The organism is Phytoactinopolyspora halotolerans (genome assembly GCF_010550675.1).
Taxonomy (GTDB): domain Bacteria; phylum Actinomycetota; class Actinomycetes; order Jiangellales; family Jiangellaceae; genus Phytoactinopolyspora; species Phytoactinopolyspora halotolerans.
Map to the genome: position 1 here is coordinate 194,256 of NZ_JAAGOA010000002.1, position 24,283 is coordinate 218,538.

21 protein-coding genes are annotated in these 24,283 nt (G+C 68.9%); 15 read left to right on the forward strand and 6 right to left on the reverse strand.

The features are described from left to right. The first annotated feature begins 1 nt into the window (after position 1). From G1H10_RS03215 to G1H10_RS03250, 8 genes are all read left to right on the forward strand, one after another. Positions 2 to 1,111 carry a 3-oxoacyl-ACP synthase III family protein gene (locus G1H10_RS03215; protein WP_163732599.1) on the forward strand — a complete coding sequence of 370 codons (1,110 nt, stop codon included), beginning with the start codon at positions 2 to 4 and terminating at the stop codon, positions 1,109 to 1,111. Further along, positions 1,108 to 2,691 carry a phytoene desaturase family protein gene (locus tag G1H10_RS03220; protein WP_163732602.1) on the forward strand — a complete coding sequence of 528 codons (1,584 nt, stop codon included), beginning with the start codon at positions 1,108 to 1,110 and terminating at the stop codon, positions 2,689 to 2,691. Before G1H10_RS03215 ends, G1H10_RS03220 begins: the two co-directional genes overlap by 4 nt. 4 nt (positions 2,692 to 2,695) lie before the next feature. Next, positions 2,696 to 4,465: an acetyl-CoA carboxylase carboxyltransferase subunit alpha gene (locus G1H10_RS03225; RefSeq protein ID WP_163732605.1), complete on the forward strand. Its 1,770-nt coding sequence runs from the start codon at positions 2,696 to 2,698 to the stop codon at positions 4,463 to 4,465. Next, positions 4,462 to 4,968, forward strand: a complete 507-nt coding sequence (gene accB, locus G1H10_RS03230) for an acetyl-CoA carboxylase biotin carboxyl carrier protein (RefSeq protein ID WP_163732608.1) — start codon at positions 4,462 to 4,464, stop codon at positions 4,966 to 4,968. Before G1H10_RS03225 ends, accB begins: the two co-directional genes overlap by 4 nt. An 11-nt stretch (positions 4,969 to 4,979) precedes the next feature. Continuing rightward, positions 4,980 to 6,326 carry an acetyl-CoA carboxylase biotin carboxylase subunit gene (accC, locus tag G1H10_RS03235; RefSeq protein WP_163732611.1) on the forward strand — a complete coding sequence of 449 codons (1,347 nt, stop codon included), beginning with the start codon at positions 4,980 to 4,982 and terminating at the stop codon, positions 6,324 to 6,326. Between the two features lie 12 nt (positions 6,327 to 6,338). Beyond that, the gene (locus G1H10_RS03240) at positions 6,339 to 7,391 is read left to right on the forward strand and encodes an ACP S-malonyltransferase (protein WP_163732614.1); all 1,053 of its coding nucleotides are present in this window, start codon (positions 6,339 to 6,341) and stop codon (positions 7,389 to 7,391) included. After that, positions 7,388 to 8,878: a DHA2 family efflux MFS transporter permease subunit gene (locus G1H10_RS03245; RefSeq protein WP_163732617.1), complete on the forward strand. Its 1,491-nt coding sequence runs from the start codon at positions 7,388 to 7,390 to the stop codon at positions 8,876 to 8,878. The genes G1H10_RS03240 and G1H10_RS03245 overlap by 4 nt, the downstream gene beginning before the upstream one ends. A gap of 178 nt (positions 8,879 to 9,056) precedes the next feature. Next, positions 9,057 to 10,463, forward strand: a complete 1,407-nt coding sequence (locus G1H10_RS03250; RefSeq protein ID WP_163732620.1) for an HNH endonuclease signature motif containing protein — start codon at positions 9,057 to 9,059, stop codon at positions 10,461 to 10,463. Here G1H10_RS03250 and G1H10_RS03255 read toward each other — a convergent pair. Beyond that, positions 10,460 to 10,852, reverse strand: a complete 393-nt coding sequence (locus G1H10_RS03255) for a winged helix-turn-helix transcriptional regulator (RefSeq protein WP_163732623.1) — start codon at positions 10,850 to 10,852, stop codon at positions 10,460 to 10,462. The genes G1H10_RS03250 and G1H10_RS03255 overlap by 4 nt on opposite strands. Positions 10,853 to 10,975: 123 nt before the next feature. On the opposite strand from G1H10_RS03255, the gene G1H10_RS03260 reads away from it, so the two are divergent. The 4 genes from G1H10_RS03260 (at position 10,976) to G1H10_RS03275 (ending at position 14,322) form a co-directional block, all read left to right on the forward strand. Next, on the forward strand, positions 10,976 to 11,836 hold the full coding sequence (locus tag G1H10_RS03260; RefSeq protein ID WP_163732626.1) for an SDR family oxidoreductase: 861 nt from the start codon (positions 10,976 to 10,978) through the stop codon (positions 11,834 to 11,836). Between the two features lie 19 nt (positions 11,837 to 11,855). Then, on the forward strand, positions 11,856 to 12,482 hold the full coding sequence (locus G1H10_RS03265; RefSeq protein WP_163732629.1) for a TetR/AcrR family transcriptional regulator: 627 nt from the start codon (positions 11,856 to 11,858) through the stop codon (positions 12,480 to 12,482). Positions 12,483 to 12,561: 79 nt separating this feature from the next. Then, on the forward strand, positions 12,562 to 12,846 hold the full coding sequence (locus G1H10_RS03270; RefSeq protein ID WP_163732632.1) for a hypothetical protein: 285 nt from the start codon (positions 12,562 to 12,564) through the stop codon (positions 12,844 to 12,846). A 3-nt stretch (positions 12,847 to 12,849) separates the two neighbouring features. Next, entirely contained in the window at positions 12,850 to 14,322 is a 1,473-nt protein-coding gene (locus G1H10_RS03275) for an alpha/beta hydrolase family protein (protein WP_163732635.1), read from the forward strand. A 7-nt stretch (positions 14,323 to 14,329) separates the two neighbouring features. On the opposite strand, the gene G1H10_RS03280 is transcribed toward G1H10_RS03275, so the two are convergent. Together G1H10_RS03280 and G1H10_RS03285 are read right to left on the reverse strand one after the other, a co-directional pair. Then, on the reverse strand, positions 14,330 to 14,740 hold the full coding sequence (locus tag G1H10_RS03280; RefSeq protein ID WP_163732638.1) for a hypothetical protein: 411 nt from the start codon (positions 14,738 to 14,740) through the stop codon (positions 14,330 to 14,332). Positions 14,741 to 14,750: 10 nt separating this feature from the next. After that, on the reverse strand, positions 14,751 to 15,365 hold the full coding sequence (locus tag G1H10_RS03285; RefSeq protein WP_163733301.1) for a TetR/AcrR family transcriptional regulator: 615 nt from the start codon (positions 15,363 to 15,365) through the stop codon (positions 14,751 to 14,753). 138 nt (positions 15,366 to 15,503) lie between these two features. On the opposite strand from G1H10_RS03285, the gene G1H10_RS03290 reads away from it, so the two are divergent. After that, positions 15,504 to 17,651, forward strand: a complete 2,148-nt coding sequence (locus G1H10_RS03290; protein WP_163732641.1) for an MMPL family transporter — start codon at positions 15,504 to 15,506, stop codon at positions 17,649 to 17,651. Positions 17,652 to 17,699: 48 nt separating this feature from the next. Here the strand turns inward: G1H10_RS03290 and G1H10_RS03295 are convergent, their stop codons facing one another. Then, positions 17,700 to 19,277: a serine hydrolase domain-containing protein gene (locus tag G1H10_RS03295; protein WP_216852854.1), complete on the reverse strand. Its 1,578-nt coding sequence runs from the start codon at positions 19,275 to 19,277 to the stop codon at positions 17,700 to 17,702. 45 nt (positions 19,278 to 19,322) lie between these two features. On the opposite strand from G1H10_RS03295, the gene G1H10_RS34395 reads away from it, so the two are divergent. Beyond that, the gene (locus tag G1H10_RS34395; RefSeq protein WP_163732647.1) at positions 19,323 to 19,964 is read left to right on the forward strand and encodes a TetR/AcrR family transcriptional regulator; all 642 of its coding nucleotides are present in this window, start codon (positions 19,323 to 19,325) and stop codon (positions 19,962 to 19,964) included. Here the strand turns inward: G1H10_RS34395 and G1H10_RS03305 are convergent. Further along, entirely contained in the window at positions 19,955 to 20,446 is a 492-nt protein-coding gene (locus tag G1H10_RS03305; protein WP_163732649.1) for a hypothetical protein, read from the reverse strand. The genes G1H10_RS34395 and G1H10_RS03305 overlap by 10 nt on opposite strands. 253 nt (positions 20,447 to 20,699) lie before the next feature. Between G1H10_RS03305 and clpB the strand changes: the two genes are divergently transcribed. Continuing rightward, the gene (gene clpB / locus G1H10_RS03310) at positions 20,700 to 23,285 is read left to right on the forward strand and encodes an ATP-dependent chaperone ClpB (protein WP_163732652.1); all 2,586 of its coding nucleotides are present in this window, start codon (positions 20,700 to 20,702) and stop codon (positions 23,283 to 23,285) included. Here the strand turns inward: clpB and G1H10_RS03315 are convergent. After that, positions 23,282 to 24,196, reverse strand: coding sequence for an alpha/beta fold hydrolase (locus G1H10_RS03315; protein WP_163732655.1), 915 nt, complete (start codon positions 24,194 to 24,196; stop codon positions 23,282 to 23,284). The two genes, clpB and G1H10_RS03315, sit on opposite strands and share 4 nt — an antisense overlap. Positions 24,197 to 24,283: the final 87 nt, after the last annotated feature.

Below are 24,283 nucleotides of genomic sequence, written 5' to 3' on the forward strand. Positions count from 1 at the left end.
GATGCGCACGCACGCCGTACAGGTGGTCGGCACCGGCAGTGACCTTCCGGGCGAACCGATCGGCAACGACACCATCGAGAGCCTTGCGGGCTCGCTGCCGGAGGACGTCGGCGCCGACATCGGCATCGAGTACCGGCACTGGATCATCGACCCGGCCACCGGCGAGCATCGCGACAGCAACACCGGGATGGCCGAACGGGCGGCCCGGGCGGCGCTGGCGGACGCCGGCATCGAGCCGGCCGAGGTCGATCTGCTCATCCTGGCCACCGCCACGCCAGAGTACCCGTTGCCGCCCACGGTCAACCTGGTCCAGGAACGGCTGGGTACCGGTCCATGCACCACGCTGGAGCTGCGCTCCGGCGGTGCCGGCACCGCGCAGGCGATCGAGCTGGCCCGCCTGCAGATGCTGGCCGGTGGTCACCGCACGGCCGTGGTGATCGGCAGCGAGGCCACGTCGCCGGCGCTCGCGCCCATCTTCCTGGACGTACCGGCCGGCAAGGTCCGGATCCGGGACCGCATCCCGATGTACATGTTCGGGGACGGAGCCGGTGCGGTCGTGCTGCGTGCCGTGGGCGAGGACGAGGAAGCGGGCGGGGCCGCAGCCGGCGGCGTCGTCGGCGGAGCATCCGCCGCCATCGACCCGGACCGGGCGCCCGGCATCCAGGTGATCGGCGGCGGCACGCACGCTCCGATCCGCGACCAGCTCGCCGCCAAACGGCTGGTCACGCTCAAGGTGGACGTGGTGTCGGCAGGCCACGTCGCGCCGTCGCTCGTCGCTCACGCCATCGGCGACACGCTGGCCGCCTGTGACGCCGACCCCACCGGTGTGGACGTGTGCGTCGTCCCGGAGGGCAACTCTGGATGGATGCGCGCGGCCAGCGACGAGGGTGCCGTCAACCGCGACGAGTGGACCAAGATCCCCGGCGAGTTCACCGACAGCCTCGCCCGCCGCGGCGCTCTGGGCTGTGCCGGCCCGCTGGTCTGCCTCGACGACGCGGTCCGGGACGGCGACATCCAGGCTGGTCAGCGCGTCCTGCTGGTCGGCATCGAGAGCAGCAAGTGGGTCCACGCCGGCGTCCTCGTCGACTGGACGAAGGAGGCGAACCGATGAGTGATCGGACCGATTACGACGTCATCGTCGTCGGCAGCGGGCTGGGCGGACTGTCCGCGGCCGCGCTGCTGGCGCACAGCGGTGAGCGGGTGCTGGTTCTGGAACAGGGCGATGACATCGGCGGCGTGGCGCACGCATTCGTCCGCAACGGCGGTGACTACGTCTTCGACCCGGCCGTACACAGCACCAGCGCCGGCGAGATCGTCTGGAACTTCCTGGAGTACCTGGGCGTCGACGGTGACGTCCCGTACGTGGTCTCCCCGCACTCGCACGGCGCGTATTTCGGCGACGGCTTGCGGGTGCTCGCCCCGACCGGATGGGACGCCTACGTCGAGTCGCTGGCCGCACCGCTGCCGAAGAACGAGGGCGACGAGATCCGCGAGTTCCATCGGGTCTGCCGCACCGTGCTGGACGAGATGGCCTGGATGCCGTACCGGATGGATGCCCGGAACCTGGCGGCGATCATGGAGGAGAAGCCGAACTTCGCCGCCTACCGGATGGCGACCGTCGAGGACGTTTTCACCGACCATGTCCCGAGCCTGCGGCCGCGGGCACTGGCGGGAGCGGCCTGGCCGTTCATCGGCTCGCCGCCGTCCCGGCTGTCCTTCCTCAACTACATCCAGCTGTTGGACACCCATCTGGAAGGCCCGCGTTACCCGCTCGGGTCGTACCAGCGGATGGTGGACGCGTTCGCGAAAGCAGTGCGGGGATGCGGCGGCGACATCCTGGTGCGCAGCCCAGCGGCGAAGGTGCTCGTCGCCGACGGTGCCGTGGCCGGGGTCCGCACCGAGAGCGGTGCCGAGTTCAGCGCCCGCGCGGTGGTGGCCAACGCCGACGCGCGGCACACCCTGAACGACCTGGTCGGCCCGGAGCATCTGCCCGAGTCGTACCTGAAGCGAGTGAACCGGATGCGGCCGTCGCTGTCGGTGCTGACCGTCTTCGCCGCCACCGATCTGGATCTGACCCAGTACGGGCTGGCCCACGAGACGTTCGTCCACCCGCACCTGGATCACTCGGCGAACTGGGCGGACGTGCTGGCTGGGCGGCCGGCCAGTGCCTGGATGTCGAACACCACACTGATGGATCCGAGCCTGGCCCCGGACGGTGAGCACACGGTGATCATGACCTGCATGGCGCCGTGGGAGCTGGACCGCCCGTGGCCGGAGCTGAAAGAGCCGGCCGGTGACGCCATGATCGACCTGTTCGAGCAGGTCATCCCCGGCCTCTCCGCGCACCTGACCTACCGGGAGGTGGCCACCCCGCTGGCCATGCACCGCTTCACTCGCGGCTACCAGGGTGCCACCTATGGCTGGGAGAACACCCCCAACCAGTTCGCCAACAAGCGGCTGGCGCATCAGACGCCGCTGGACGGGCTCTATCTGTCCGGGCACTGGACCGAGTCCGGCTCGTCGTCGTTCCGGGCGGTCTCGTCCGGGATCTCCAGCTCCAAGCTCGTCCTCTCCTGGCTCGGCAACGACGTCGGGGCCACCCTCCCGCGCTCGTTCCGCGAGCGCACCGGGCCGGTACCGCCGGCCCGACGACGTAGCAGCACACCTGTCGAGACAACGGAAGGTACCTGACCCGATGACGGAGACCCTGACCACTGCGGCAGAAGCCACCGGCTGGAGCCGCTGCCCGCACTGCTCGGCGTTCCTGTACGCCAAGCGCCTCGATCGCAACCTCAAGGTCTGTCCGGAGTGCCAGCATCACATGCGGCTGACTCTGGACGAGCGGCTGGACCTGACACTGGATCCGGGGACGTTCCGGATGTTCGCCCCCGGTGGCGCGGATATCTCCGGTCCGCAGCGAGCCGACGACCCGCTCGGATTCGTGGATACCAAGCCCTACCTCGAACGCCTCGGCTCGGCCCGGAAGCGCACCGGGCGAGACGAGGCGGCGGTGGCCGGCGACGCTGAGATCGGCGGACGGCCGTTGGTGGTGGCGGCGCTCGACTTCGCCTTCATGGGCGGCAGTATCGGCACCGTCGTGGGCGACGTCGTCGTCGCGGCCGCCGCTCGTGCGCTGGATCGACGCGTTCCGCTGCTGCTGATCTCCGCGTCGGGCGGCGCGCGGATGCAGCAGGGATGCCTGTCCCTGATGCAGCTGGCGCGGACGTCGCAGGAGATCGCACGGCTGCGAGAGGCGGGCGTGCTGGTGATCAACCTCAACACGCACCCGACGTTCGGCGGGGCGACGGCCTCGTTCTCGTCGCTGGGTGACGTGGTGCTGGCCGAGCCCGGAAGCCTGATTGGATTCGCCGGCCCGCAGGTCATCAAGCAGACCATCCGTGAAGATCTGCCCCGGGGTTTTCAGACCGCGGAGTTCCTGCATGAACACGGCATGACCGACCTGGTGGTGCATCGGCAGAGCCTCAAGGAGACCATCCACCGGCTGCTGATGCTGCACGAGCCGCCGTCCTGGATCCCGGAGCCCCGGGTGCGTCCGGGCGACGCGCCCGTGCATGGTGTCCAGGCCCGGGGTGACGGCGGTGCCCACGGCGACGGCGCTCCCGGCGCCGACGCGAGCGATTCTCGCGCGTGGACGGTGGTGACCCGGGCCCGCCAGGTGGGGCGCCCCACGACGCTGGACTATGTGCGCCAGATGTGCGAGGACTTCGTCGAGCTGCACGGTGATCGGGTGCACGGCGACGACCCCGCGATCGTCGCCGGCGTGGGCCGCTTCGACGGACAGAACATCGTGCTCATCGGCCATCAGAAAGGGCATGACACCGCGGAGATGGTGAGCCGCAACTTCGGCATGCCGCATCCGGAGGGTTACCGCAAGGCGATCCGTCTGATGCGGCACGCGGAGCGGTTCGGCCTGCCCGTCGTGACCCTGGTGGACACAGCGGGCGCATACCCGGGCCTCGCCGCCGAGGAACGTGGGCAGGGCCTGGCCATCGCCGAGTGCATCACGGCGATGTCCCGGCTGCGAGTGCCGGTCGTCACGGTCATCACCGGCGAAGGCGGCAGCGGCGGTGCTCTTGCCCTCGCCGCGGCCAACCGGGTGCTGATGCTGGAGAACAGCTACTACTCGGTGATCTCGCCGGAGGGTTGCTCGACGATCCTGTGGGGAAGCGCGGCGCAGGCGTCGACCGCCGCGGAGGCGCTTCGGTTGACCGCCGACGACCTTCTCGAGCTGGGCGTCATCGACGACGTGGTGGCGGAACCGGCCGGAGGGGCGCACACCGATCCGATCGCCACCGTCGACAACGTGGCCGCGGCGATCTCCGCCGGTCTCGCCGAGCTCAGCGACCTCGGCTCGGCCGATCTCGTCGAGCAGCGGTACAACCGGTTCCGTGCCTTCGGCCGGATCGATCAGACCTGGCACGTGCTGCAGGAGACTGCGGCATGACGGCCGGGGAAGCTGAGCTGGACACCCGGGCCGGGCTGGTCACACACCTTCGCGAGGAGGCGTCGAAGCTGATCTCCGAGCTGGACGGACGAGTGCGATCGGTGCAGGTGGACGCCGGTGACTGCGCGGTCCGGGTGGAGTGGACCGAGCCGCGGGCCACCGTGGTCGCTGCGGACTCCCCGGCCGGGTCCGTCGTTGTCCAGCCTGAGGCGGGCGATCGTGCCGTCGCGGACACCGGCCGGACGGACGCCGGCACGGCGACGACGCATGCCGTCAGCGCGCCGCTGGTCGGCACCTTCTACCGTCGGCCGTCACCGGAGGCCGAGCCGTTCGTCGAGCTCGGCGACGTGGTCGAAGCCGGGCAGACGCTGGCGATCGTCGAGGCGATGAAGCTGATGAACGAGATCAAGGCCGACCGCCCGGGCCGGGTCAGTGCGATCGGGCCGGAGGACGGCGACATGGTCGAATTCGGCCAGGTCCTGGTCGAACTCTCGACGGACTGAGGTGTCGGACGGTGTTCGAGAAGGTTCTCATCGCCAACCGGGGAGAGATCGCGGTCCGAGTCGTGCGCGCATGCCGGGAACTCGGCGTGCGGACGGTGGCGGTCTACTCCGACGCGGACGCGGACTCCCTGCCGGTACGGCTGGCCGACGAGGCGGTCCGCATCGGCCCGTCCCGGCCTGCCGCCAGCTATCTGCACATCCCGAACATCATCGGTGCCGCCCTGAAGGCCGGTGCCGACGCGATCCACCCCGGGTACGGGTTTCTCTCCGAGGATCCGTACTTCGCCGAGATCTGCGCTGACCACGACATCACCTTCATCGGTCCGCCGCCGGAGGTGATGGAGTCGGTCGGTGACAAGTCGGTGGCGCGCCGGCTGATGGAGGGCGCCGGTCTGCCGCTGCTGCCCGGCACCGTCGAACCGGTACACACCTTCGAGCAGGCGCGGGCGATCGCCGACGAGATCGGCTACCCGGTCGTGATCAAGGCCACCGCCGGTGGCGGCGGACGTGGCATCACCGTCGTCCACCGCTCGGATGAGTTGCGGCATGCGTATCAGAGCACCCGGGCCACGGCGCAGGCGGTCTTCGGTAACCGGGACGTCTATGTGGAGCGGTATCTGGAGCGGGCCCGGCACGTCGAGGTCCAGATCCTGTGCGACGCCCATGGCGGGGCGGTCCATCTCGGCGAGCGGGACTGTTCCGTACAGCGGCGGCACCAGAAGCTCATCGAGGAGTCGCCGTCGCCGGCGGTCGACGGCCGATTGCGGGCGGAGATCGGCGAGTCGGCGCTGGCCGGTGCCCGGGCGGCGGGCTACCGGGGCGCCGGAACGATGGAGTTCCTGCTCGACGACGACGGCCGGTTCTGGTTCATGGAGATGAACGCGCGCATCCAGGTCGAGCATCCGGTGACCGAGCTGGTGACCGGGATAGATCTGATCGCGGAGCAGATCCGGGTGGCGGCCGGATCGCCGTTGTCGATCAAGCAGGAGGACGTGGTGGTGGCCGGCCATGCCGTCGAGTGCCGGATCAACGCCGAGGACCCTGCTCGCGACTTCGCGCCGGCACCCGGGCGGCTCGAGGTGTTCCAGCTGCCCGGAGGCCCATGGACGCGGGTCGATACCTACTGCCGGAGCGGGGACGTGATCCCGCCGTTCTACGACTCGATGATCGCCAAGCTCATTGTCTGGGGCCCGGACCGGCGGGCCGCGCTCGACCGGCTGGCCCGGGCGCTGGACGAGTTCGAGGTCTCCGGGCCCGGTCTGCACACCACCAAGGATTTCCATCGCCGGGTGGTGGAGCACCCGACGTTCCGGTCCGGCGATGTCCGAACCGACTTCCTGATTCACAACACGCCCTAGAGGAGCGTCGCGATGACCAGAACCGCCTTCATCTTTCCCGGCCAGGGCTCGCAACGGGTGGGCATGGGCCGGGACCTGGCCGAGCGCTATCCCGAGCTGGCCGGATCCGTCTTCCGCGCCGCCGACGAGCTGCTCGGATTCGAGCTCTCCCGGCTGTGCTGGGAGGGACCGGCCGACGAGTTGCGCCGGACGGACATCACCCAGCCGGCGATCTTTGTGACCAGTATGGCGGCCTATCGGGTATGGGCCGCACACGCGCCGCGCCCAGTGGCGGTGGCCGGGCACAGCCTGGGTGAGTATGCGGCGCTCGTTGCCGCCGGGGTGCTGGACTGGACCGTCGCCCTGGGCCTGGTTCGTCGTCGCGGGGAACTCATGGCCAGGGTGAACGAGACGACGCCGGGTGCGATGGCGGCCGTCATGGGGCTCGCCGCGGAGAGCGTCGAAGCGTTGTGCTCGGACCTGTCCGGGGCGGTCGTCGACGTCGGCCCCGGTGGTGACGTCGGCCCCGGTGGTGACGGCGGCCCCGGTGGCGACGGGGGTGACGGTGTCGACGTGGTCGAGGTGGCGAACTACAACGACGACGAGCAGACCGTCGTCTCTGGCACGGTCGGCGGCGTGGAGGCCTTGTCGCGGGCCGTGCGGAAGAAGGCCGACCCGGCCGTGAAGGTGGTCCGGCTCGACGTGGGAGCACCGTTTCACTGCTCGCTGATGCGTCCGGTCGAGGAGCAGTTCTCCGCGGATCTGGACGCTGCCGCGTTCGCCGACCCCAGCGTGCCGGTGGTGGCGAACGTGACCGCGGCCCCGGTATGGACCGGTGCCGCCGCCCGCGCGGCGCTGCAGGCTCAGCTGGCCGGGTCGGTGCGGTGGCGGCAGAGCATGCGTACCCTGGTCGACCTTGGTGTGGAGACGTTCGTCGAGTTAGGACCCGGCCGGGTGCTGTCCGGGCTGGCTCGGCGGAGCCACCCGGAGGTGCCCTGCCATCCCACGTCGGACGTCCGTCGGATGGAGAAGGCGATCGGCGAGCTGGGCGCCGGCGAGTTCGTGGGTGCGGCGGTACGTCCATGAGCTCGCAGGTCGCGCGCCGGTCGGTCGGAGCCGTCTTCCTGGCGTGTTCCGTGCCGATGTTCATGGCGGCGCTCGACAACCTCGTGGTCGTGACGTCGCTCAACGTGATCCGGGAGGATCTCGGCGCGAGCATCGCGGAGCTGCAGTGGTTCTCCAGCGCCTACATCGTGGCGTTCGCCGGATTGCTGCTGGTGGCGGCGGGCTTCGGGGACCGGCTGGGCCGGCGCGCCGTGTTCACGGTCGGGATCGGGCTGTTCACGGTGGCGTCGCTGCTGTGCGGGTTCGCCGAGACCCCGGCGCAGCTGATCGCGGCGCGGGCGGCGCAGGGAGCCGGCGCGGCAACTCTCACTCCGCTGTCGCTGACCCTGCTGGCGGCCGCCGTGCCCGAGCGACGTCGCGGACTCGCGATCGGCCTGTGGAGTGCGGCCAACGGTGCCGCGATCTCCCTCGGGCCGGTGGTCGGCGGTGCCGTCGCTTCCGGGCTCGAGTGGCGGTGGGTGTTCTGGATCAACGTCCCGATCGGCGCCATCGCCCTGGTGCTCGCACGCCGGCTGCTCACCGAGAGCCGCGGAGCCGACGTGCCGGTCGATGTGGCCGGCATGGTGCTCATCTCTGCGGCGATCGTCGCAGGCATCTGGGGCCTGGTGAACGCCCCGGAGGAGGGGTGGACGGCACCGGGCATCCTGACGTCCTTCGGTCTCTGCGCGTTGCTGACCGCGGCGGCGGTAGCGTGGCAGTCGCGGGTCCGATACCCGCTGATACCGGGCCGGTTACTGCGTATCCGGGCGTTCACCCTGACCAATGTGGCCTGCCTGTGCATGCATTTCGGCGTGTTCGGTTCGATCTTCCTGTTGGCACAGCTGTTGCAGGTCGCGTACGGCTATGACCCGTTCGAGGCCGGCCTGCGCACCATGGTGTGGACGGTGATGCCCATGCTGGTGTCCCCGTTCGCCGGCATCCTGACTCCACGCATCGGTGGGGGACGGCTGATGGCCGCAGGGCTGGCGTTGCAGGGAGTCGGACTGTGGTGGATCGCGGTTGTGGCTGCGCCTGGCCAGGCGTTCGGCGAGATCGTGGCGCCGATGATGATCGCCGGCGCGGGGATGGGCCTGGTGTTCGCACCGACAGCGACGACGGTCCTGGCGGTGGCGCGCCCGGAGGAGCACGGTAAGGCGTCCGGTGCCAACACGACTGTGCGCGAGTTCGGCGGCGCGCTCGGCATCGCGGTGCTTACCAGCGTGTTCCAGATGCGTGGGAGCTACGGCGACGCGCAGGCTTTCACGGATGGCGTCGTGGATGCGTTGCACGTCGCCGTGCCTGTGGTGCTGGCCGGTGCGGTTGTGGCGTTGCTCATTCCGCGCGATGCCGGCCGGGTCCAGGCGGTGGGTTCCGCGGGCGGCGGGGAGGAAAACAGTGGCCCGGACCCGGCCCGACCCGGGTCCGGCAGCGCACCGCCCCCTCGAGGCGTTCAGGTGCCGCGCAGCTAGGCCGCATCGGGGCTCTGCTGAGGTGCTGATGAACAAGGTGCGTGACGTTCCGTATGAACTCTCCTCCTGGCCGGCGCAGTGGCGCGCGACAGCATCCAATTGATTCGAGTTGTACTCGTAAAGCGAACACTACTCGCGATAGCTGCTAGACGCCTGCGGATCGTCTACACTCGAACGTATGAACGATTCTGTGTCGCCCGCTGGGGTGGTTGCCGAGCTGGCCGGTCTGATCGACCGGCTGGCCGGGCTGCCTGGTGCGGTGGACGATGCGGAACGTATCGACCGGATCGCGGCGCTGGAGAAGCTCAAGGCCGCGGTGTATGCGGCACAGGTGGGTGAGCAGGTCGACTTCGACGCCTCGCAGCAGGCGGCGAACCAGGCGAGAGGGCTGCGTGGGGAGCGGGCCAGGCGCGGGATCGCCGAACAGATCGGGCTCGCCCGCGGGCTTTCACCGGCGTCGGCGGCCCGGCAGCTGACCCACGCGAGGGTGCTCAGCCGGGACATGCCGCAGACTCTGGCGCTGCTGCGCCGGGGTGAGGTCTCGGAGTTCGTGGCCACCCTGGTGGTGAACGAGACCTCCCATTTGGGTGCGGACGAGCGCCGTGCGGTCGACGCCCAGCTGGCGGGAGAGTTGGCGGGGTTGGGGCCGAAGAAGGCCGCGGGCATGGCGCGGCGGTTGGCGATCGAGGCCGACCCCGCCGCCGCGGTCGCGCGGGCGTCGAACGCGCGCAAGGATCGGCGGGTGAGTCTGCGCCCGGCTCCGGACACCATGACCATCCTGACCGCGCTGGTGCCGGTGGAGCAGGGGGTGAAGGCGTATGCCTCGCTGCGCCGGCACGCCGACGCGGCCGTGTCGTCCGGGGATGAGCGTTCGCGCCACCAGATCATGGCCGACGAGTTGATCGCGCGGGTGAGCGGACAAGCCGACGCGGTGTCCGCCGAGATCGGGCTGGTGATGACCGACACGTCCCTGCTCGGCGGCGATGAGACGCCCGCGGAGATCCCCGGCTACGGACCCGTCCCGGCCCAGATCGCGCGCAACCTCGCCGCGCAAGCCGCCCACACCGCCCACGCCCGTGCCAACGACGGCGACCCCCACGTCGACGACGGCGACCCCCGCGCCAATGGCGACGGCGTGGGCGACGGCGTGGGCGAGGGCGACGGCGTGGAGCGGGCGCGGATCTGGATCCGGCGGCTCTACACCGACCCCGCCACCGGCATCGTGCGTGACTGCGACCCCCGCCGGCGCCGCTTCGACGGCGTGCTCGCCAAGCTGTTGCACTACCGTGATGGCGGCGTCTGCCGGGATCCGTACTGCGACGCCGACATCCGCGAGTACGACCACGTGCACCCCTACGCCGACGGCGGAGACACCATACCGGCCAACGGACGCGGCGTATGCCAACGCGGCAACCACACCCGCCAAATCCCCGGCTGGAACGTCCGCGTGGTCGACGCCCAGCGCCACATCGTCGACACCACCACGCCCACCGGACACACCTACCGATCAGCACCGCCGCGCGCTCCCGGGAAGCGACGCCGCGCCGGGAGAAGGAACCGCGCCGACAATCGGGCCGGTCCCTAGCTGCGCTGGTCGTACTCGGCCTGGGCTGCTTTGATCTGGTCGAACTCGCCTTCGAGGAGTTCGATGAGGCCGATCAGCCGGGTGGCGACCTGTTGACCGAGCGGGGTGAGGCTGTACTCGACGTGTGGCGGGATGGTGGTCTGCACGTCTCGGCTGACCATGCCGTCGCGCTCGAGGGCGTGCAGCGTCTGAGACAGCATCTTCTCGCTGACGCCCTCCACCCGGCGGCGCAGCGCATTGAAGCGATGTGGTCCCTCCTGCAGCGCTGCCATCGCCAGTACGCCCCACTTGCCGGTGATGTCGGCCAGCACGGGCCGTGACGGGCAGTCCCGATTGAAGACGTCGGCGACCAGTGCGTCGGCCCTGTCGTCGACAACGTCACTGCTCATGGCATCAACGATACCTGGATGCAGGCGCCAGTTAGCGTGATAGCACTCACATTCGTCTAGTACTTTCGAAAAGTTAGTGCTATACTTTGGGTTGGTACTTAGCCGTCTACATGGGAGTCGAACATGACCATCGCCGTTACCGGAGCCACCGGCCACCTCGGCCGTCTCGCCGTCGAAGCGCTGCTGACGCGCGGCGTGGCAGCCGGCGACATCGTCGCGGCAGTACGGAGCCCGGAGAAGGCCGCGGATCTCTCCGCGCGCGGTGTACAGGTGCGCGAGGCGGACTACACCAAGCCGGACACACTCGCGACGGCGTTCTCCGGGGTGCGCAGACTACTGCTGATCTCGTCGTCCGAGGTCGGTCAACGGCTGGCGCAGCACAAGAATGCGATCGACGCCGCCAAGGCGGCCGGGGTCGACCTGATCGCGTACACCAGCATCCTGCGTGCGCGGACGTCCCCGATGAAACTGGCCGCCGAGCACAAGGCCACTGAGGAGGCGATCGAGGAATCCGGCCTGACGTATACCTTCTTGCGGAACGGCTGGTATGTCGAGAACTACACGGAGAACCTCGCGCCCGCCTTGCAGTTCGGCGCCATCCTGGGCAGCGCCGGCGACGGCAGGATCGCGGCCGCGACCCGGGCTGACTATGCCGAGGCCGCCGCCGCGGTGATCGCCGGCGAAGGGCACGAGAACGCCGTCTACGAGTTGGGTGGATCGGTGCCGTTCACCATGTCTGACGTCGCCGCCGAGGTGTCACGGCAGAGTGGCCGGGAGGTCGTCTACCGTGATCTGCCTCCGAGCGAGTACGTGAAGGCACTAGTCGATGCCGGCCTGCCGGAGGGCTTCGCGGAGATCCTCGCCGATTCGGACGTCAACGTCGCCCGCGGCCATCTCGACACCGACAGCGTTGACCTCTCCCGGCTGATCGGTCGGCCGAGCACGCCGCTGGCCGACGCGGTTGCGGTGGCGCTCAAGGAATGAGCGCCTACACTGCCCATTGATGACGTCTCAACTATCGCCGCGCGCCGGAGGTGGTCGTCCGCTTCCGGCCAGGTCCGGCTATCACCACGGCAACCTCCGGTCTGCTCTGGTCCAGGCGGCGGTCGGTTTGGTCCGGGAGAAAGGCCCGTACGATTTCAACCTGGCCGAGGCGGCCCGGCGGGTGGGTGTGAGTGTGGCCGCGCCCTACCGTCACTTCGACGACCGCGAGGCGCTGCTGGCCGAGGTGGCGCACTGGGGCTACGAACAGCTGCGGGACGCCCTCGACGCGGTGCCGGCCGAAGCCGATGATCCGGTCGGCGGCCTGGTTGCACTCGGCCTGGCCTACATCCGGTTCGCGGAGCGGGACCCGCGGGTCTTTCAGTTGATGTTCTCGCTCGAGGAGCGGGCGCCGGCGGCCGATGCGGGTAGGGACGCGCTGGGGGTTCTGCAGCGGGCACTGGAACGTGCGGATGCCGCGGGCGAGATCTCGGTCGACGTTGATCTCGCCCTGCGGGTCACTTGGGGCCTGGCCCACGGCGTCGCCATGCTCAAGATCGGAGACATGGCGACGTTCCGGTCCGAACGCCCGGAGCATGTCGCCGAGGTTCTGCGTGCCGCCTTCACCGGGATCATGCGGCACGGCTGACGTGAAACAGAATTGCTTGCGTGCGTCCTTTCGATTCGACTATGTTAGTCGTACTTACATCGTGTGTAATGGAGTTCTGATGGATGTCACGCCGCGCATGCAAAGAAATGCTTCACGCACTGTTCATCTCGTTGTAGCCGCTACGTTGGGAACCTACGTTTACGCCCCGGATCATATTGCCGACGGATTGCGGCCGTTCCTGATGTTCGTCGGAATTCCGCTGGCCGTACTCACGGGGTTGTTTCTATGGAAGCAGGCCTGGTTTCGCCGCGCACTCGGGCGCCGGCGTGGCCCGAGCGGAAACCGCGCCGCGGATGCGCCACGCCGCGACGTCGCCGCCTCGGGCGACCGAAACGTCGGCTGATCCATGGCGCGCTGGAAGCAGGCCCTGGTCGTGGCCTCCGTATCGGCGGCGGGTGTGGCGGTACTGAGTCTGCTCGGCGACCTGCTCGCGCCCAAACCCTCGTGGCAGCCGCGGCCATACGCCCTGCCACCGCTGACCGACTCCATCGCTGTGGCGGACGCGGTGGAAGAAACGGAGCCGGCACGCCAGTACGACGTACACCGCGAAGAGACGACGGTCGATGTCGTAGGCGGGGAATTGTCGGCGACCGTATTCTCGCCGGACGCTCCGGGACGCTTTCCGGCGGTCGCGTTCGTGCACGGTGCCGGCGCCGGGCATGGTGAGAGCCATTTCTGGCTGGGCGAACAGTTCGCGCGTGCCGGAATCGTCGCCGTCGCGTATGACAAGCGCGACGATTATTCCTATTTCTGGAATCGCGACTTCGATCAGCTGGCCGAAGACGCCATCGCGGTGGTGAACATGATGCGCGCCCGGTCCGACGTGGATCCGGAGCGCGCCGGCTTGTGGGGGCTCAGCGAGGGCGGACGGGTGGTGCCACTGGCGGCCTCCCGCAGCGACGACGTCGGATTCGTCATCACCGTCGGCGGCGCCGTGAACGGGCCGTTGCGCAATACGGCATGGTCGGTTCATGAGGGTCTGGCCGCGGACGACGCGCCCGAGGGCGCGCGCAGCTTGGCGGTGCACGTGCTCGGGGGCGGTTACCTGTTCACCCTGCACTTGGACCCGCCGCCGGGCGTGTGGAGTCGCGTGCATCAGCCGGCGCTGGTCATCTACGGCAACGACGATTACCTCGTTCCGCCGGCCGAGAGCTCGCGCGTCATCGTCGACGATCTCCGGGCCGGCGGCAACACCGAGTATGCGGTCCGGTTCTTCGCAGACGCAGATCACGGCCTGCGCCAGGACGGCGGTCCCGCGCCCGGATACGTGCACACGATGACGGACTGGATCACCCGGCTGCCAGACACATCGGCCGCGGCGGAGACCGTCGCCGGTGCCTTGCCGGTGCAGCGATACGCATCCACGGTGGTGCCGAAAGCCCCCTGGTACGGCGGCGTCTACGCGCTGGCTGCCACGGTCGTGTTGACCGTGGTCGGCGCTGCCGCGATCCCCGCGGTGATGCGTCGGCGCATCCGTGCTGCCTCGGCCCCAGGGTGGTCCATGACCGATCGCTCGGCACGGTGGGCGACACGGGCGGCCGTGGGCGCATTCGCCACCCTATGGGCATACATCGGTGTGCTGATCGGCCTGGGTTATACGCGCAACGGTGCCACCGTGGTCTACCAGCTCGGCTGGGGACTGGTCCGCGCCGCCTCGCTCGCGGCCGTGGTGCTGGCTGCCGTCATGCTCATCCGTGCGGTACGTGGCGGGTCCGGGCTCGGCCGAGCTCACCGCGTGGTGCTCGCGAGCCGGTCCGGGGTGGTCGTCCTCTTGCTGCTCAACCTGGCGTACTGGGGGATCTTCGCACCGCAGTGGTGACGACGGATCAGACCGTCAGCAATCCGATGGCGACCGTGATCAGGCCGGCGGCCAGGACGACGGCTCCGATCCACACCAGGACGATGAGAGCGTTCGGCTTGGTGCGTCCTGCTCCCAGCGACGAGAAGAAGAAGCCGGCGGGCATCAGGATCGCAGCGAGGGCGACGCCGGTGCGCGCGACCCAGGCGGCGAACCCCTCCAGGTCGGTGGCGTCGGTGAGCACGGCGGCGACGATTCCGAGTGTGAGGAACACTCCCGCATGGCCGTGACCGGCGCGGGCGAACGAGCGCTGGAAGTCCGTCGCGGGCTGCAGGCCCCGAGCGATCCGGGTCAGATACCAGCCGCCGGACTCGACGGTGACCAGTGCCAGCAGCAGGATCCCGATCAGCCGGCTGGCTTCGGTGCTGAGCTCGAACATGGAGTGACTCCTAGGTCAGACGGGCGTAGGTGTGGCTGATCATCTCGATGAGCCGAGCCGCGGCGACCTCCCGGTCCGCGGGCGGGAGTTCGTGCAGGGGTCCATCCGCGAGCAGCCTGGCGAAACCGTGTACCGCCGACCACGTCACCACTTCGGCTTGCGGGCGGCGTTCCGCCGCGAGCACCCCGGTGTCCACCAGATCGTCGAGGACGTGAACGAGCATGCCGAATCCTGATGGCCTGGCATCAGTGGTCACCATCGGCGGGAGTCCCGCGTGGCTGGTGGCTGTGCGGAAGAGTCCGGGACTCGACGGTGCGACCTCGATGTACGCGCGAGCGATGGCCTCCAGGCGCTGCACGGCTCGGGTCGCCGGATCGCCGGTGCTCGGGATGCGGGAGATGCTCTCCCGCATCGCGGACGCCAGGTGGTCGAGCAGATGATCGCGGACGGCCTCCAGGAGTTCGCCACCGTCGCCGAAATGGCGATAGGCGGCGGTATGCGTCACGCCGACGAGCCGCGCGGCCGGCCGGATTCCGACGGCGTCCGGTCCGCCGTCTGCGGCGAGCTGGATGCCCGCTTCGATCAACGCATTGCGGAGGTCGCCGTGGTGGTACGTGGCGCGCATGGTCACCTCAGCTCACCGTATCGATGCATGGTCTCGGACGCCCGACGGTCCCGGACGCTCGGATGTTGACATGCGCCAACATTATGTGCAATGTTTACGTCTGTAAAGTTTACGGTCGCTCACATCGAAGGAATGCCCATGCTGACCAGGCTTGCTTCCGGCGTCGTACGTCGCGCCCGACTCGTGCTCCTGCTCGGTGCCGCGGCCCTCGCCGGGGCCGTCGTCCTGGGTATGGGGGCGTTCGGGAAGCTGCAGACCGAGGGTTTCAACGATCCCGCCGCAGAGTCGTCGCTCGCTGCGGATGTCATCGACGAGCGGTTCGGCGGTTCCGCCGACCTGGTCTTCGTGCTCGATGCCGGAGCCGGGACCGTGGACGATCCGGACGTGCAGGCCGCCGGGGGTGAACTGACCGAGCAACTCGCCGCCGACCCCGGACTCGGCTGGGTGACGTCGTATTGGCAGACGGGTGCCCCGTCAATGCGATCGACCGACGGCTCGAAGGCGATGATCGTCGCCAGTCTGGCCGACGGTGAGGCGGCGACCTACATCGACGAGTACTCCGGCGCCAACGGTCCGCTTCAGGTCACCGTCGGGGGCCGGGCCGTGCTCGGCGAGGACACACCCGAGCAGGTCGGACAGGATCTGCTGACGGCCGAGATGATCGCTGTGCCGCTGATTCTCTTCTGCCTGGTCTTGGCGTTCGGTACCGTGGCCGCGGCGGTCCTTCCGCTGGTCGTGGGGGCGATCGCCATCATGGGCACGTTCGGGGAGCTGTCCATCCTGGGTGGGGTCACCGACGTGTCCGTGTTCGCCATCAACCTGACCACCGCGCTCGGCCTCGCGCTCGGCATCGACTACGCGCTGCTGATGGTCAGCCGGTATCGCGAAGAGCTCGGACGCGGATTGGCCGTGCACGATGCGGTCGTCCGGACGGTCGCCACGGCCGGGCGCACCATCGTCTTCAGCGGGCTGGCCGTCACCGCCGCGCTGGCGGTGCTGTTGATGTTCCCGCTGTATTTCCTGCGTTCCTTCGGCTATGCCGGCATCGGCGTGGTGGTGATCTCCGTCGTCGGTGCCGTCGTCGTGCTCCCGGCGCTGCTGGCCCTGCTGGGCACGCGCGTGAATGCGCTGCGGCTGCCCTGGGCGCGCTCGGTGACCCGGGGGAGCGAGGCGCCGTTCTGGGGTCGGCTGGCCGAACGGGTCATGCGACGGCCGATCGCGGCCGGAGGCGCGGTGACATTGCTCCTCGTGGCGGCCGCTACCCCCTTGTTGCAGATCAGTTTCGGAACCCCGGATGATCGGGTGCTGCCGGAGAGCACCGCGAGCCGCCAGGTGGGCGACGCGCTACGCACTGACTTCGCCACCAATGACACGGCGGCGATCGAGGTGGTGACCGAGGAACCCGTCGCCGAGGATGCGCTCGCCGGCTACGGCGAGCAGCTGTCCAACCTGTCCGCGGTGGAGCGGGTGGACACCAGCGTGGGCACGTTCGTCGACGGCGCGCTGGTGCCGGACGCGCCGGTGGTCCCGGGGCTCAGCGCCGGCACGGCCGAGCGGCTCTCGGTGGTGGCCGACGTCGATCCGAGGTCCGAGGAGGCGCGCGCCATCGTCGACGACGTGCGCGGCGTGACGCCGCCGGCGGGTGTGACGACGCTGGTGGGTGGCGAGACGGCCACCTTGGTCGACAGCCTGCGCGCGGTGAGTGACCGGTTGCCGCTTGCGGCGGCGTTGATCGTGCTGACAACCGTCGTCATCCTGTTCCTGTTCACCGGTAGCATCGTGCAGCCCATACGGGCGGTGATCAGCAACGTGCTGACGCTCGGCGCCACGCTGGGCTTGCTTGTCCTGGTGTTCCAGGAGGGGTACGGCTCGTCGCTGCTCGGATTCACCCCGGTGCCGCTGGACATGGCGATGATCGTGCTGCTGTTCTGCATCGTCTTCGGCCTGTCCACGGACTACGAGGTGTTCATGATGAGCCGGATCAAGGAGCGGCGAGACGCCGGCGCCTCGGTGGAGGAGGCGACGGCGTACGGGCTCACCCATACCGGGCGCATCGTCACCGTCGCCGCGGCCCTCATCGCCATCGTCTTCTTCTCCTTCCTCACCAGCCAGGTCAGCTTCCTCCAGCTGTTCGGCCTGGGTGCCGGGGTGGCGATCCTGATCGATGCGACGCTGGTCCGCGGAGTGCTGGTGCCGGCGTCGATGCGCCTGCTCGGGCAGTGGTCCTGGTACTCGCCCGGTGTGCTCAAGCGCGTGCACGACCGCATCGGACTCAGCGAGGCGTGACTCGCGCCCCAGGCCGGCTCATGCCGGCCTGGGGCGCGAGCTGTGAGGTCACGGGGCGGACTCGGTCCGGTCAGTGGACATCCACCGGTAGCGGAGCATGCCGATGGTCAGGTGCGTGACGACCAGCGCGAGTGCTCCGACGACGACGCCGGTCGCCAGCCAGCCGACATCCGGTGCCCAGAGCCTGATCAGCCTCAGGCTCGCACCGAATGAGTCGGGAAGCGCGACGCCCACGAGGTAGGCGAGCGCCAGGCCGCCCATAGTCCAGCAGGCGGTCGCGATCACGAGACCGCGCCGTGCTCCAGCTGGATTCCGCCCCCGTAGTACCTGATAGACCGGTCGTCCGATCGCACCGATGATCACCGCCAGCACGGCGACCAGGCCGCTGAGAGTGAACGCGTAGGCGGGGTCGGCAGAGATAGGCGCCGGCTCACCGCCGGCGAGGATCCGGGCGGCGTGGAGCCCGGTCGCGACCAGGGGCCAGTCCTGGAAGAAGCCGTAGATGTTCTGCAGCACGACGATGCCGAGTTCCAACTCGGGGAGCAGGACCAATGTGGCCTGGAACCCGTGCACGGCACCGCTGTGCCAGACGGTGCTGGTGCCGAGGTCGTCGTTGCGGGTGTCGACGCGCCACCCCAGCCCGTAGTCGATGGTGTCGCTGACCCGGGCAGCGCCGGTGCGCATGGTTTCGACGGACTCCGGTTCGAGTACCTGAACTGAGCGGTACACGCCGTCGTTCAGATGAACCATGGCGAAGTGCGCCAGATCCTCGACATTGCCGCCGAGATAGCCGTAGCTCTGCCCGGCTGGATCGTAGTGTGCGGGCACACGGACGGGTTGTCCGAACGCGTAGCTGTGCCCGTCGGCGAGTCGCTCGGCGGCGTCGTCGGATGTCGTGATGGCACCGGACATCTGAAGCGGGCGTACGACGTGCGTGCGCAGGTACTCGGCGAAGGGGCGGTCGGTGACGGCCTCGACCACCGCACCGAGGACCAGGTAGTTCTCGCTGGCGTACTCGAACTCCTCGCCGGGCGCCGACCGGGGTGCGACGTCACCGAGGTCCGCGATGGCGTGGCCATAGGAATCGTCGCGGTGGTCGAATCGGTCGGTGGTGCCGGTGCCTTCCGGGATGCCGCTGGTCTGCTGGAGCAGATCCCGAACCGTGACCCGTTCGGCGGCGTCGTCGTCGGCGAGGCTGAATTCCGGCAGATATGTGCGGACCGGCTCGTCGAGATCGATCTCGCCGCCTTCGACGAGCATCATCACGGCGGTCGCCGTCACGGGTTTGGCCACGGAGCCCCAGAGGAACGGGGTGTCGGTGGAGATCGGCTGGCCGTCGCCGTCCTCCCCCCATGCGCCCATGCGCACGATCGCTTCCGGCGTGACGACCGCGTAAGCCATCCCGGGCGTCTTCGTGGCTTCCATGCGCTCGTTCATGTAGGCCTCGACCTCCGCGATGGCGGCGTCGAGCGCCGCGCGGGCCGGATCGGCGTGTGCGACGCGGCCGGTGGGCGTGGCGCCGATCGCCGTGGTGAGTACGACGCCGAGCGCGAGCATGACGGCGCTGAGAGCGCGGGCCTGGGTTCTCACGATGGCAAGCTCCGGAATCGGATCGTAGGTAACCATATGGTTGTACGGTTTAAGGAGACCATACACTGATATGGTTATCGCGTGCCTCGGGTAGCGGATCACGACGCGCGTCGGCGTCAGATCGCGGACGCGGTGATCGGGCTAATCGCACACTCAGGATTCGACGCCGCAACGGTGGCCCGGGTCTCGCGCGAGGCCGGCGTGTCTGTCGGGTTGGTCCAGCACTACTTCCGTAGCAAGGACGACCTGCTCCTGTTCGCGTATCGCCAGGTGGTGACCGACATCAATGAGCGGGTCGCCGGATGCCTCGCAGACGGAGAGAGAGCGCGGCGGACGATCTCGGCCGTGGTGTTCGCCAGCATGATGGAGCTGCTGCCGCTCGACCACCGCCGGAGGGGCGAGTACCGGGTGATCCGGGCCTTCCTCGGGCGCTCAGTCGACAATCCGGCGATGTCGGCGATTGCGGGGGAAACCGTGCGCATGATCCACGCAGAGCTGGCCACGGCTGTCCGCAACGGCAAGGAGTGTGGCGAAGTGGAGCCGGCCGTGGACGAGAGCCTGGCGGCGCTGCGTATCGCGGCGCTGGTGGACGGGCTGGCCGCCCAGTATTACCAGGAACCGGATCGGTTGGTGGGTGCTCGCCCGTTGCCGGACGCGGCCGTCGAACTGCTCCGATTCTGCCTGGACGGCATCTTCACCGGTGAATGCCGGCACTACGGCTGAGCGCGTCCCTCGCGGTGTCGCGATTCTTCGATGCGGCGCGCCATGGACATCTCCACGCCCAGTAAGCCGATGTAGGTGAGAGACGCGGCGAACGGGCAGAGTATCCAGGCGGCTCCCTCGGGCAACGCGGCCGCCGCGAGCCAGGTGACGCCGACGGCGGATGCGATGGAGACGAGGCTCAGGGAGCTGCCCAGCGCCACCACCTCCGCGCTTTCTTGATCGCTTGGCTTGCGCTTGAACCCGCGTGTGATCGCGGTCTCGATCACGGCGAAGCTGCCGACCGCGCCGACGATGAAGAGCAAGACCTGCTCCGGTTCGGGTTGTGCGTGGATCGCGGAGACCATCGCCAGCGTGCTGGTGATCATCACCGAGTAGCCGTAGGCGCCGGCGTTGATGCGCAGGGAGAGTCGTAACTCGCTGGTGTAGAGGCGGCCGAACGGCTTTCGCGATCGGCTGCCCTGTGTTGACCCTCGTGTCGCCATCGTCGCCAACCTTCCGTGTCGCCGCGCCCATCGATCTCGCGGATCCCGTGTCAGCGATATAGCGACGCAGTACCCGCGCCGAGGTGAAGCAAACCGCTGGGGCCGGTGGTGGTGATCTGCGGCATGAGGCATACTTGAGTGGAATAGACTCAACTTTGCCCTCGTTGAGGTGAACGGTAGAACCTGAGGAGTGCAGCCTCGTCCCTGCTCATCACCGATGCCGGGAGAGGCTCTGGGGAGAACTGGGAGAGGAATGAACGACCAGCTCACTACAAAGGCACAGGAAGCCCTGTCGGTGGCCGTGCGCACGGCCGCAACCGCAGGCAACCCTGCGGTCGAGCCGATCCATCTGCTGCGTGCGCTCCTGATCCAGTCCGAGGGTCTGACGGGTCCGCTGCTCGAAGCGGTCGACGTGGATCTCACGGCGCTGCGCTCCGACGTGGACGCCGCCTTCGCCGCGCTGCCGTCCGCCTCCGGCTCCACCGTCGCCTCGCCCAATCTCGGCCGGTCCACGTACGCGGTGCTGTCCCACGCCGGTGAGGTGGCGCGGGAGCTGGAAGACCAGTACATCTCCACCGAGCATCTGCTGGTGGGGCTGGCGCATGTCGAGTCGCCGGTGCGTGAGCTGCTGAACAAGCACGGCGCCACGGCGGAGAAGATCCGCGCGGCCTTCACCGAGGTACGGGGGTCCGCCCGCGTCACCACCCCCGATCCAGAGGGCACGTACGACGCGCTGAACAAGTACGGCGTCGATCTGACCGAACGTGCCCGGGACGGCAAGATCGACCCGGTCATCGGGCGTGACTCGGAGATCCGCCGTGTCGTCCAGGTGCTCTCCCGGCGGACCAAGAACAACCCGGTGCTCATCGGTGAGCCCGGTGTCGGTAAGACCGCCGTCGTCGAGGGTCTGGCGCAGCGCATCGTCGCCGGTGACGTGCCGGAGTCGCTGCGCGGGAAGCGCCTGGTGGCGCTCGACATCGGCGCGATGCTGGCCGGCGCGAAGTACCGCGGCGAGTTCGAGGAGCGGCTCAAGGCCGTCCTGGACGAGATCAAGGCGAGTGACGGGCAGATCGTGACGTTCATCGACGAGCTGCACACCGTGGTGGGGGCAGGCGCCGGCGGTGACTCCGCGATGGACGCCGGCAACATGCTCAAGCCGATGCTGGCCCGTGGTGAGCTGCGTATGGTCGGCGCCACCACTCTGGACGAGTACCGCGAGCGGGTGGAGAAGGACCCGGCCCTCGAGCGCCGCTTCCAGCAGGTCTACGTCGGAGAGCCCAGCGTCGAGGACACGGTGGCCATCCTGCGCGGGCTCAAGGAGCGCTACGAGGCGCACCACAAGGTGCAGATCGCGGACGCCGGTCTGGTCGCCGCCGCGACGCTGTCCAACCGGTACATCACCGGCCGGCAGCTTCCGGACAAGGCGATCGACCTGGTGGATGAGGCCGCGTCCCGGCTACGGATGGAGATCGACTCGTCGCCGGTCGAGATCGACTCGCTGCGGCGTCAGGTCGACCGGCTGAAGATGGAAGAGCTGGCGCTGGAGAAGGAGGCGGACCAGCCGTCCAAGGAGCGCCTGGCGGCACTGCGGGCCGAACTGGCCGACCGCGAGGAGGAGCTGCGCGGCCTGGAGGCCCGATGGGAGCAGGAGAAGGGCAGCCTGAACCGGGTCGGCGCGCTGAAGGAACAGATCGACGAGCTGCGCGGCCAGGCCGAACGATCCCAGCGCGAGGGTGACCTCGCCGGCGCCAGCGAGATCCTCTACGGCCGCATCCCTCAGCTGGAGAAGGAGCTGGCCGCCGCGACCGAGGTGGCGGAGAGCCCGACCGCAGAGACGATGGTGAAGGAAGAGGTCGGCCCGGACGACATCGCCGACGTGGTGGCCGCATGGACGGGTATCCCGGCCGGGCGGCTGCTCGAGGGGGAGACCGGGAAGCTGCTGCGCATGGAGGAGGAGCTCGGCCGTCGCGTCGTCGGGCAGGAGAAGGCCGTCTCCGCGGTGTCGGATGCGGTGCGCCGCGCCCGGGCCGGAGTGTCCGACCCGGACCGGCCGACCGGAACGTTCCTCTTCCTTGGGCCGACGGGCGTGGGGAAGACGGAGCTGGCCAAGGCGCTGGCCGACTTCCTCTTCGACGACGAGCGGGCGATGGTCCGTATCGACATGAGCGAGTACAGCGAGAAGCACAGCGTGGCCCGGCTGGTCGGTGCCCCTCCGGGATACGTCGGATACGAGGAGGGTGGCCAGCTCACCGAGTCGGTGCGACGCCGCCCGTACTCGGTCATCCTGTTCGATGAGGTGGAGAAGGCCCATCCCGAGGTCTTCGACATCCTGCTCCAGGTGTTCGACGACGGTCGGCTCACCGATGGGCAGGGGCACACGGTGGACTTCCGGAACACCATTCTGATCCTCACCTCCAACCTGGGTTCGGCGTACCTGGCCGATCCGGCGCTGGAGGAGGAGGCCAAGGAGAAGGCGGTCATGGAAGTCGTGCGGAGCTCGTTCAAGCCTGAGTTCCTCAACCGGCTGGACGACATCGTCATGTTCGCTCCGCTCGGCAGCACGGAGCTGTCCCGGATCGTCGACCTGCTGGTGGACAAGCTCGCCGATCGACTTGCCGACCGGAGGCTGGTCCTGCAGGTCAGCGACGGTGCCAGGGAATGGCTCGCGCTTACCGGCTACGACCCGGTCTACGGCGCGCGACCGCTGCGCCGGCTGGTCGAGACGGCGATCGGGGATCGGCTGGCCCGCGCGATCCTTGCCGGTGACATCCGCGACGGCGACACCGTCGACGTCGACCTGGATGAAGGCGCGGACCAACTCACCGTCAGGCCCGCCTAGCGCGCAACTGGAGCTCCGGCGACGCTCGGCTGGTGGGCGACGCCGGAGCCGTCGGCCGGCGCGGTCGCCGTGATCCGGTCCATGAAGCCCGAGACGAGCGTGGCGATATCGGCCAGGTGTTCCTCGAGTGCGAAATGACCGGTCTCGAACAGGTGCAGTTCGGCACCGGGAAGGTCGCGCAGGTAGGCGCGGGCGCCGTCGGCGGTGAAGAACGGGTCGCGGCTGCCCCACACGATGAGCGTGGGCGGACGGTGCTCGCGGAGCCAGGCTTGCCACTGCGGGTACAGGGCCACGTTGGTCCGGTAGTCGAGCGCTAGGGCCACCTGGGCGTCCGCCCGTCCCGGCCGGTCGAGAAAGTGCTGGTCGAGCGTCCACGCGCTGGGATCGACGAGCGACGGATCCGCGGTGCCCTCCTCGTACTGGCTGCGCGTGGTGGACTCCGCCAAGAGGGTGGTCCGGATCTCGTCGGCCGTGGCGGTGTGGATGGTCGTGCGGGCCAGGTCGGAAAGGCCGTCGTCGTAGGCGTTGGCGTTCTGCACGATCAGGCCCGCGATCCGGTCGGGATCGCGGGTGGCCAGGCGGAAGCCGACCGGCGCGCCGAAGTCGAACATGTAGAGCACGAACCTGTCCAGGCCCAGCTCTCGGGTGAACCCTTCCGTCACGTCGGCGAGCCGGTCGAACGTGTAACTGAATCCGTCGGGAGTCTCGGTGTGGCCGAACCCGGGATAATCCGGCGCGATCATCCGGTATCGGTCGCCTAAGGCGTCCATCAGCCGTCGGTACTGGTGCGATCCGGTCGGGAAGCCGTGCAGCAGGAGCAGCGGCAGGCCGCCGGCAGGCCCGGTTTCCCGGTAGAAGACCCGGACGCCGTCGACGTTCACGTAGCGGTGTGCGATGGCAGGAGCCGTCATGTCACATGCCTTTCGTCAAGGAAGATGCATTAGAGGCTAGAGTTGCCATGCCTAATGCGTCAAGATGGCGATGTATCATTAGCGGTG

What these genes read in the sequence shown, in the direction of transcription:
- G1H10_RS03265 (WP_163732629.1), top strand. Translation starts at nt 11,856, where the DNA reads ATGACGTCTCAACTATCGCCGCGCGCCGGAGGTGGTCGTCCGCTTCCG.
- G1H10_RS03250 (WP_163732620.1), top strand. Translation starts at nt 9,057, where the DNA reads ATGAACGATTCTGTGTCGCCCGCTGGGGTGGTTGCCGAGCTGGCCGGT.
- G1H10_RS03285 (WP_163733301.1), bottom strand. Translation starts at nt 15,365, where the DNA reads ATGCGCGCCACGTACCACCACGGCGACCTCCGCAATGCGTTGATCGAA.
- G1H10_RS03255 (WP_163732623.1), bottom strand. Translation starts at nt 10,852, where the DNA reads ATGAGCAGTGACGTTGTCGACGACAGGGCCGACGCACTGGTCGCCGAC.
- G1H10_RS03290 (WP_163732641.1), top strand. Translation starts at nt 15,504, where the DNA reads ATGCTGACCAGGCTTGCTTCCGGCGTCGTACGTCGCGCCCGACTCGTG.
- G1H10_RS03225 (WP_163732605.1), top strand. Translation starts at nt 2,696, where the DNA reads ATGACGGAGACCCTGACCACTGCGGCAGAAGCCACCGGCTGGAGCCGC.
- G1H10_RS03240 (WP_163732614.1), top strand. Translation starts at nt 6,339, where the DNA reads ATGACCAGAACCGCCTTCATCTTTCCCGGCCAGGGCTCGCAACGGGTG.
- G1H10_RS03295 (WP_216852854.1), bottom strand. Translation starts at nt 19,277, where the DNA reads ATGGTTACCTACGATCCGATTCCGGAGCTTGCCATCGTGAGAACCCAG.
- G1H10_RS03305 (WP_163732649.1), bottom strand. Translation starts at nt 20,446, where the DNA reads ATGGCGACACGAGGGTCAACACAGGGCAGCCGATCGCGAAAGCCGTTC.
- G1H10_RS03270 (WP_163732632.1), top strand. Translation starts at nt 12,562, where the DNA reads ATGGATGTCACGCCGCGCATGCAAAGAAATGCTTCACGCACTGTTCAT.
- G1H10_RS03245 (WP_163732617.1), top strand. Translation starts at nt 7,388, where the DNA reads ATGAGCTCGCAGGTCGCGCGCCGGTCGGTCGGAGCCGTCTTCCTGGCG.
- G1H10_RS03280 (WP_163732638.1), bottom strand. Translation starts at nt 14,740, where the DNA reads ATGTTCGAGCTCAGCACCGAAGCCAGCCGGCTGATCGGGATCCTGCTG.
- accB (WP_163732608.1), top strand. Translation starts at nt 4,462, where the DNA reads ATGACGGCCGGGGAAGCTGAGCTGGACACCCGGGCCGGGCTGGTCACA.
- G1H10_RS03315 (WP_163732655.1), bottom strand. Translation starts at nt 24,196, where the DNA reads ATGACGGCTCCTGCCATCGCACACCGCTACGTGAACGTCGACGGCGTC.
- clpB (WP_163732652.1), top strand. Translation starts at nt 20,700, where the DNA reads ATGAACGACCAGCTCACTACAAAGGCACAGGAAGCCCTGTCGGTGGCC.
- G1H10_RS03275 (WP_163732635.1), top strand. Translation starts at nt 12,850, where the DNA reads ATGGCGCGCTGGAAGCAGGCCCTGGTCGTGGCCTCCGTATCGGCGGCG.
- G1H10_RS03220 (WP_163732602.1), top strand. Translation starts at nt 1,108, where the DNA reads ATGAGTGATCGGACCGATTACGACGTCATCGTCGTCGGCAGCGGGCTG.
- G1H10_RS03215 (WP_163732599.1), top strand. Translation starts at nt 2, where the DNA reads ATGCGCACGCACGCCGTACAGGTGGTCGGCACCGGCAGTGACCTTCCG.
- G1H10_RS03260 (WP_163732626.1), top strand. Translation starts at nt 10,976, where the DNA reads ATGACCATCGCCGTTACCGGAGCCACCGGCCACCTCGGCCGTCTCGCC.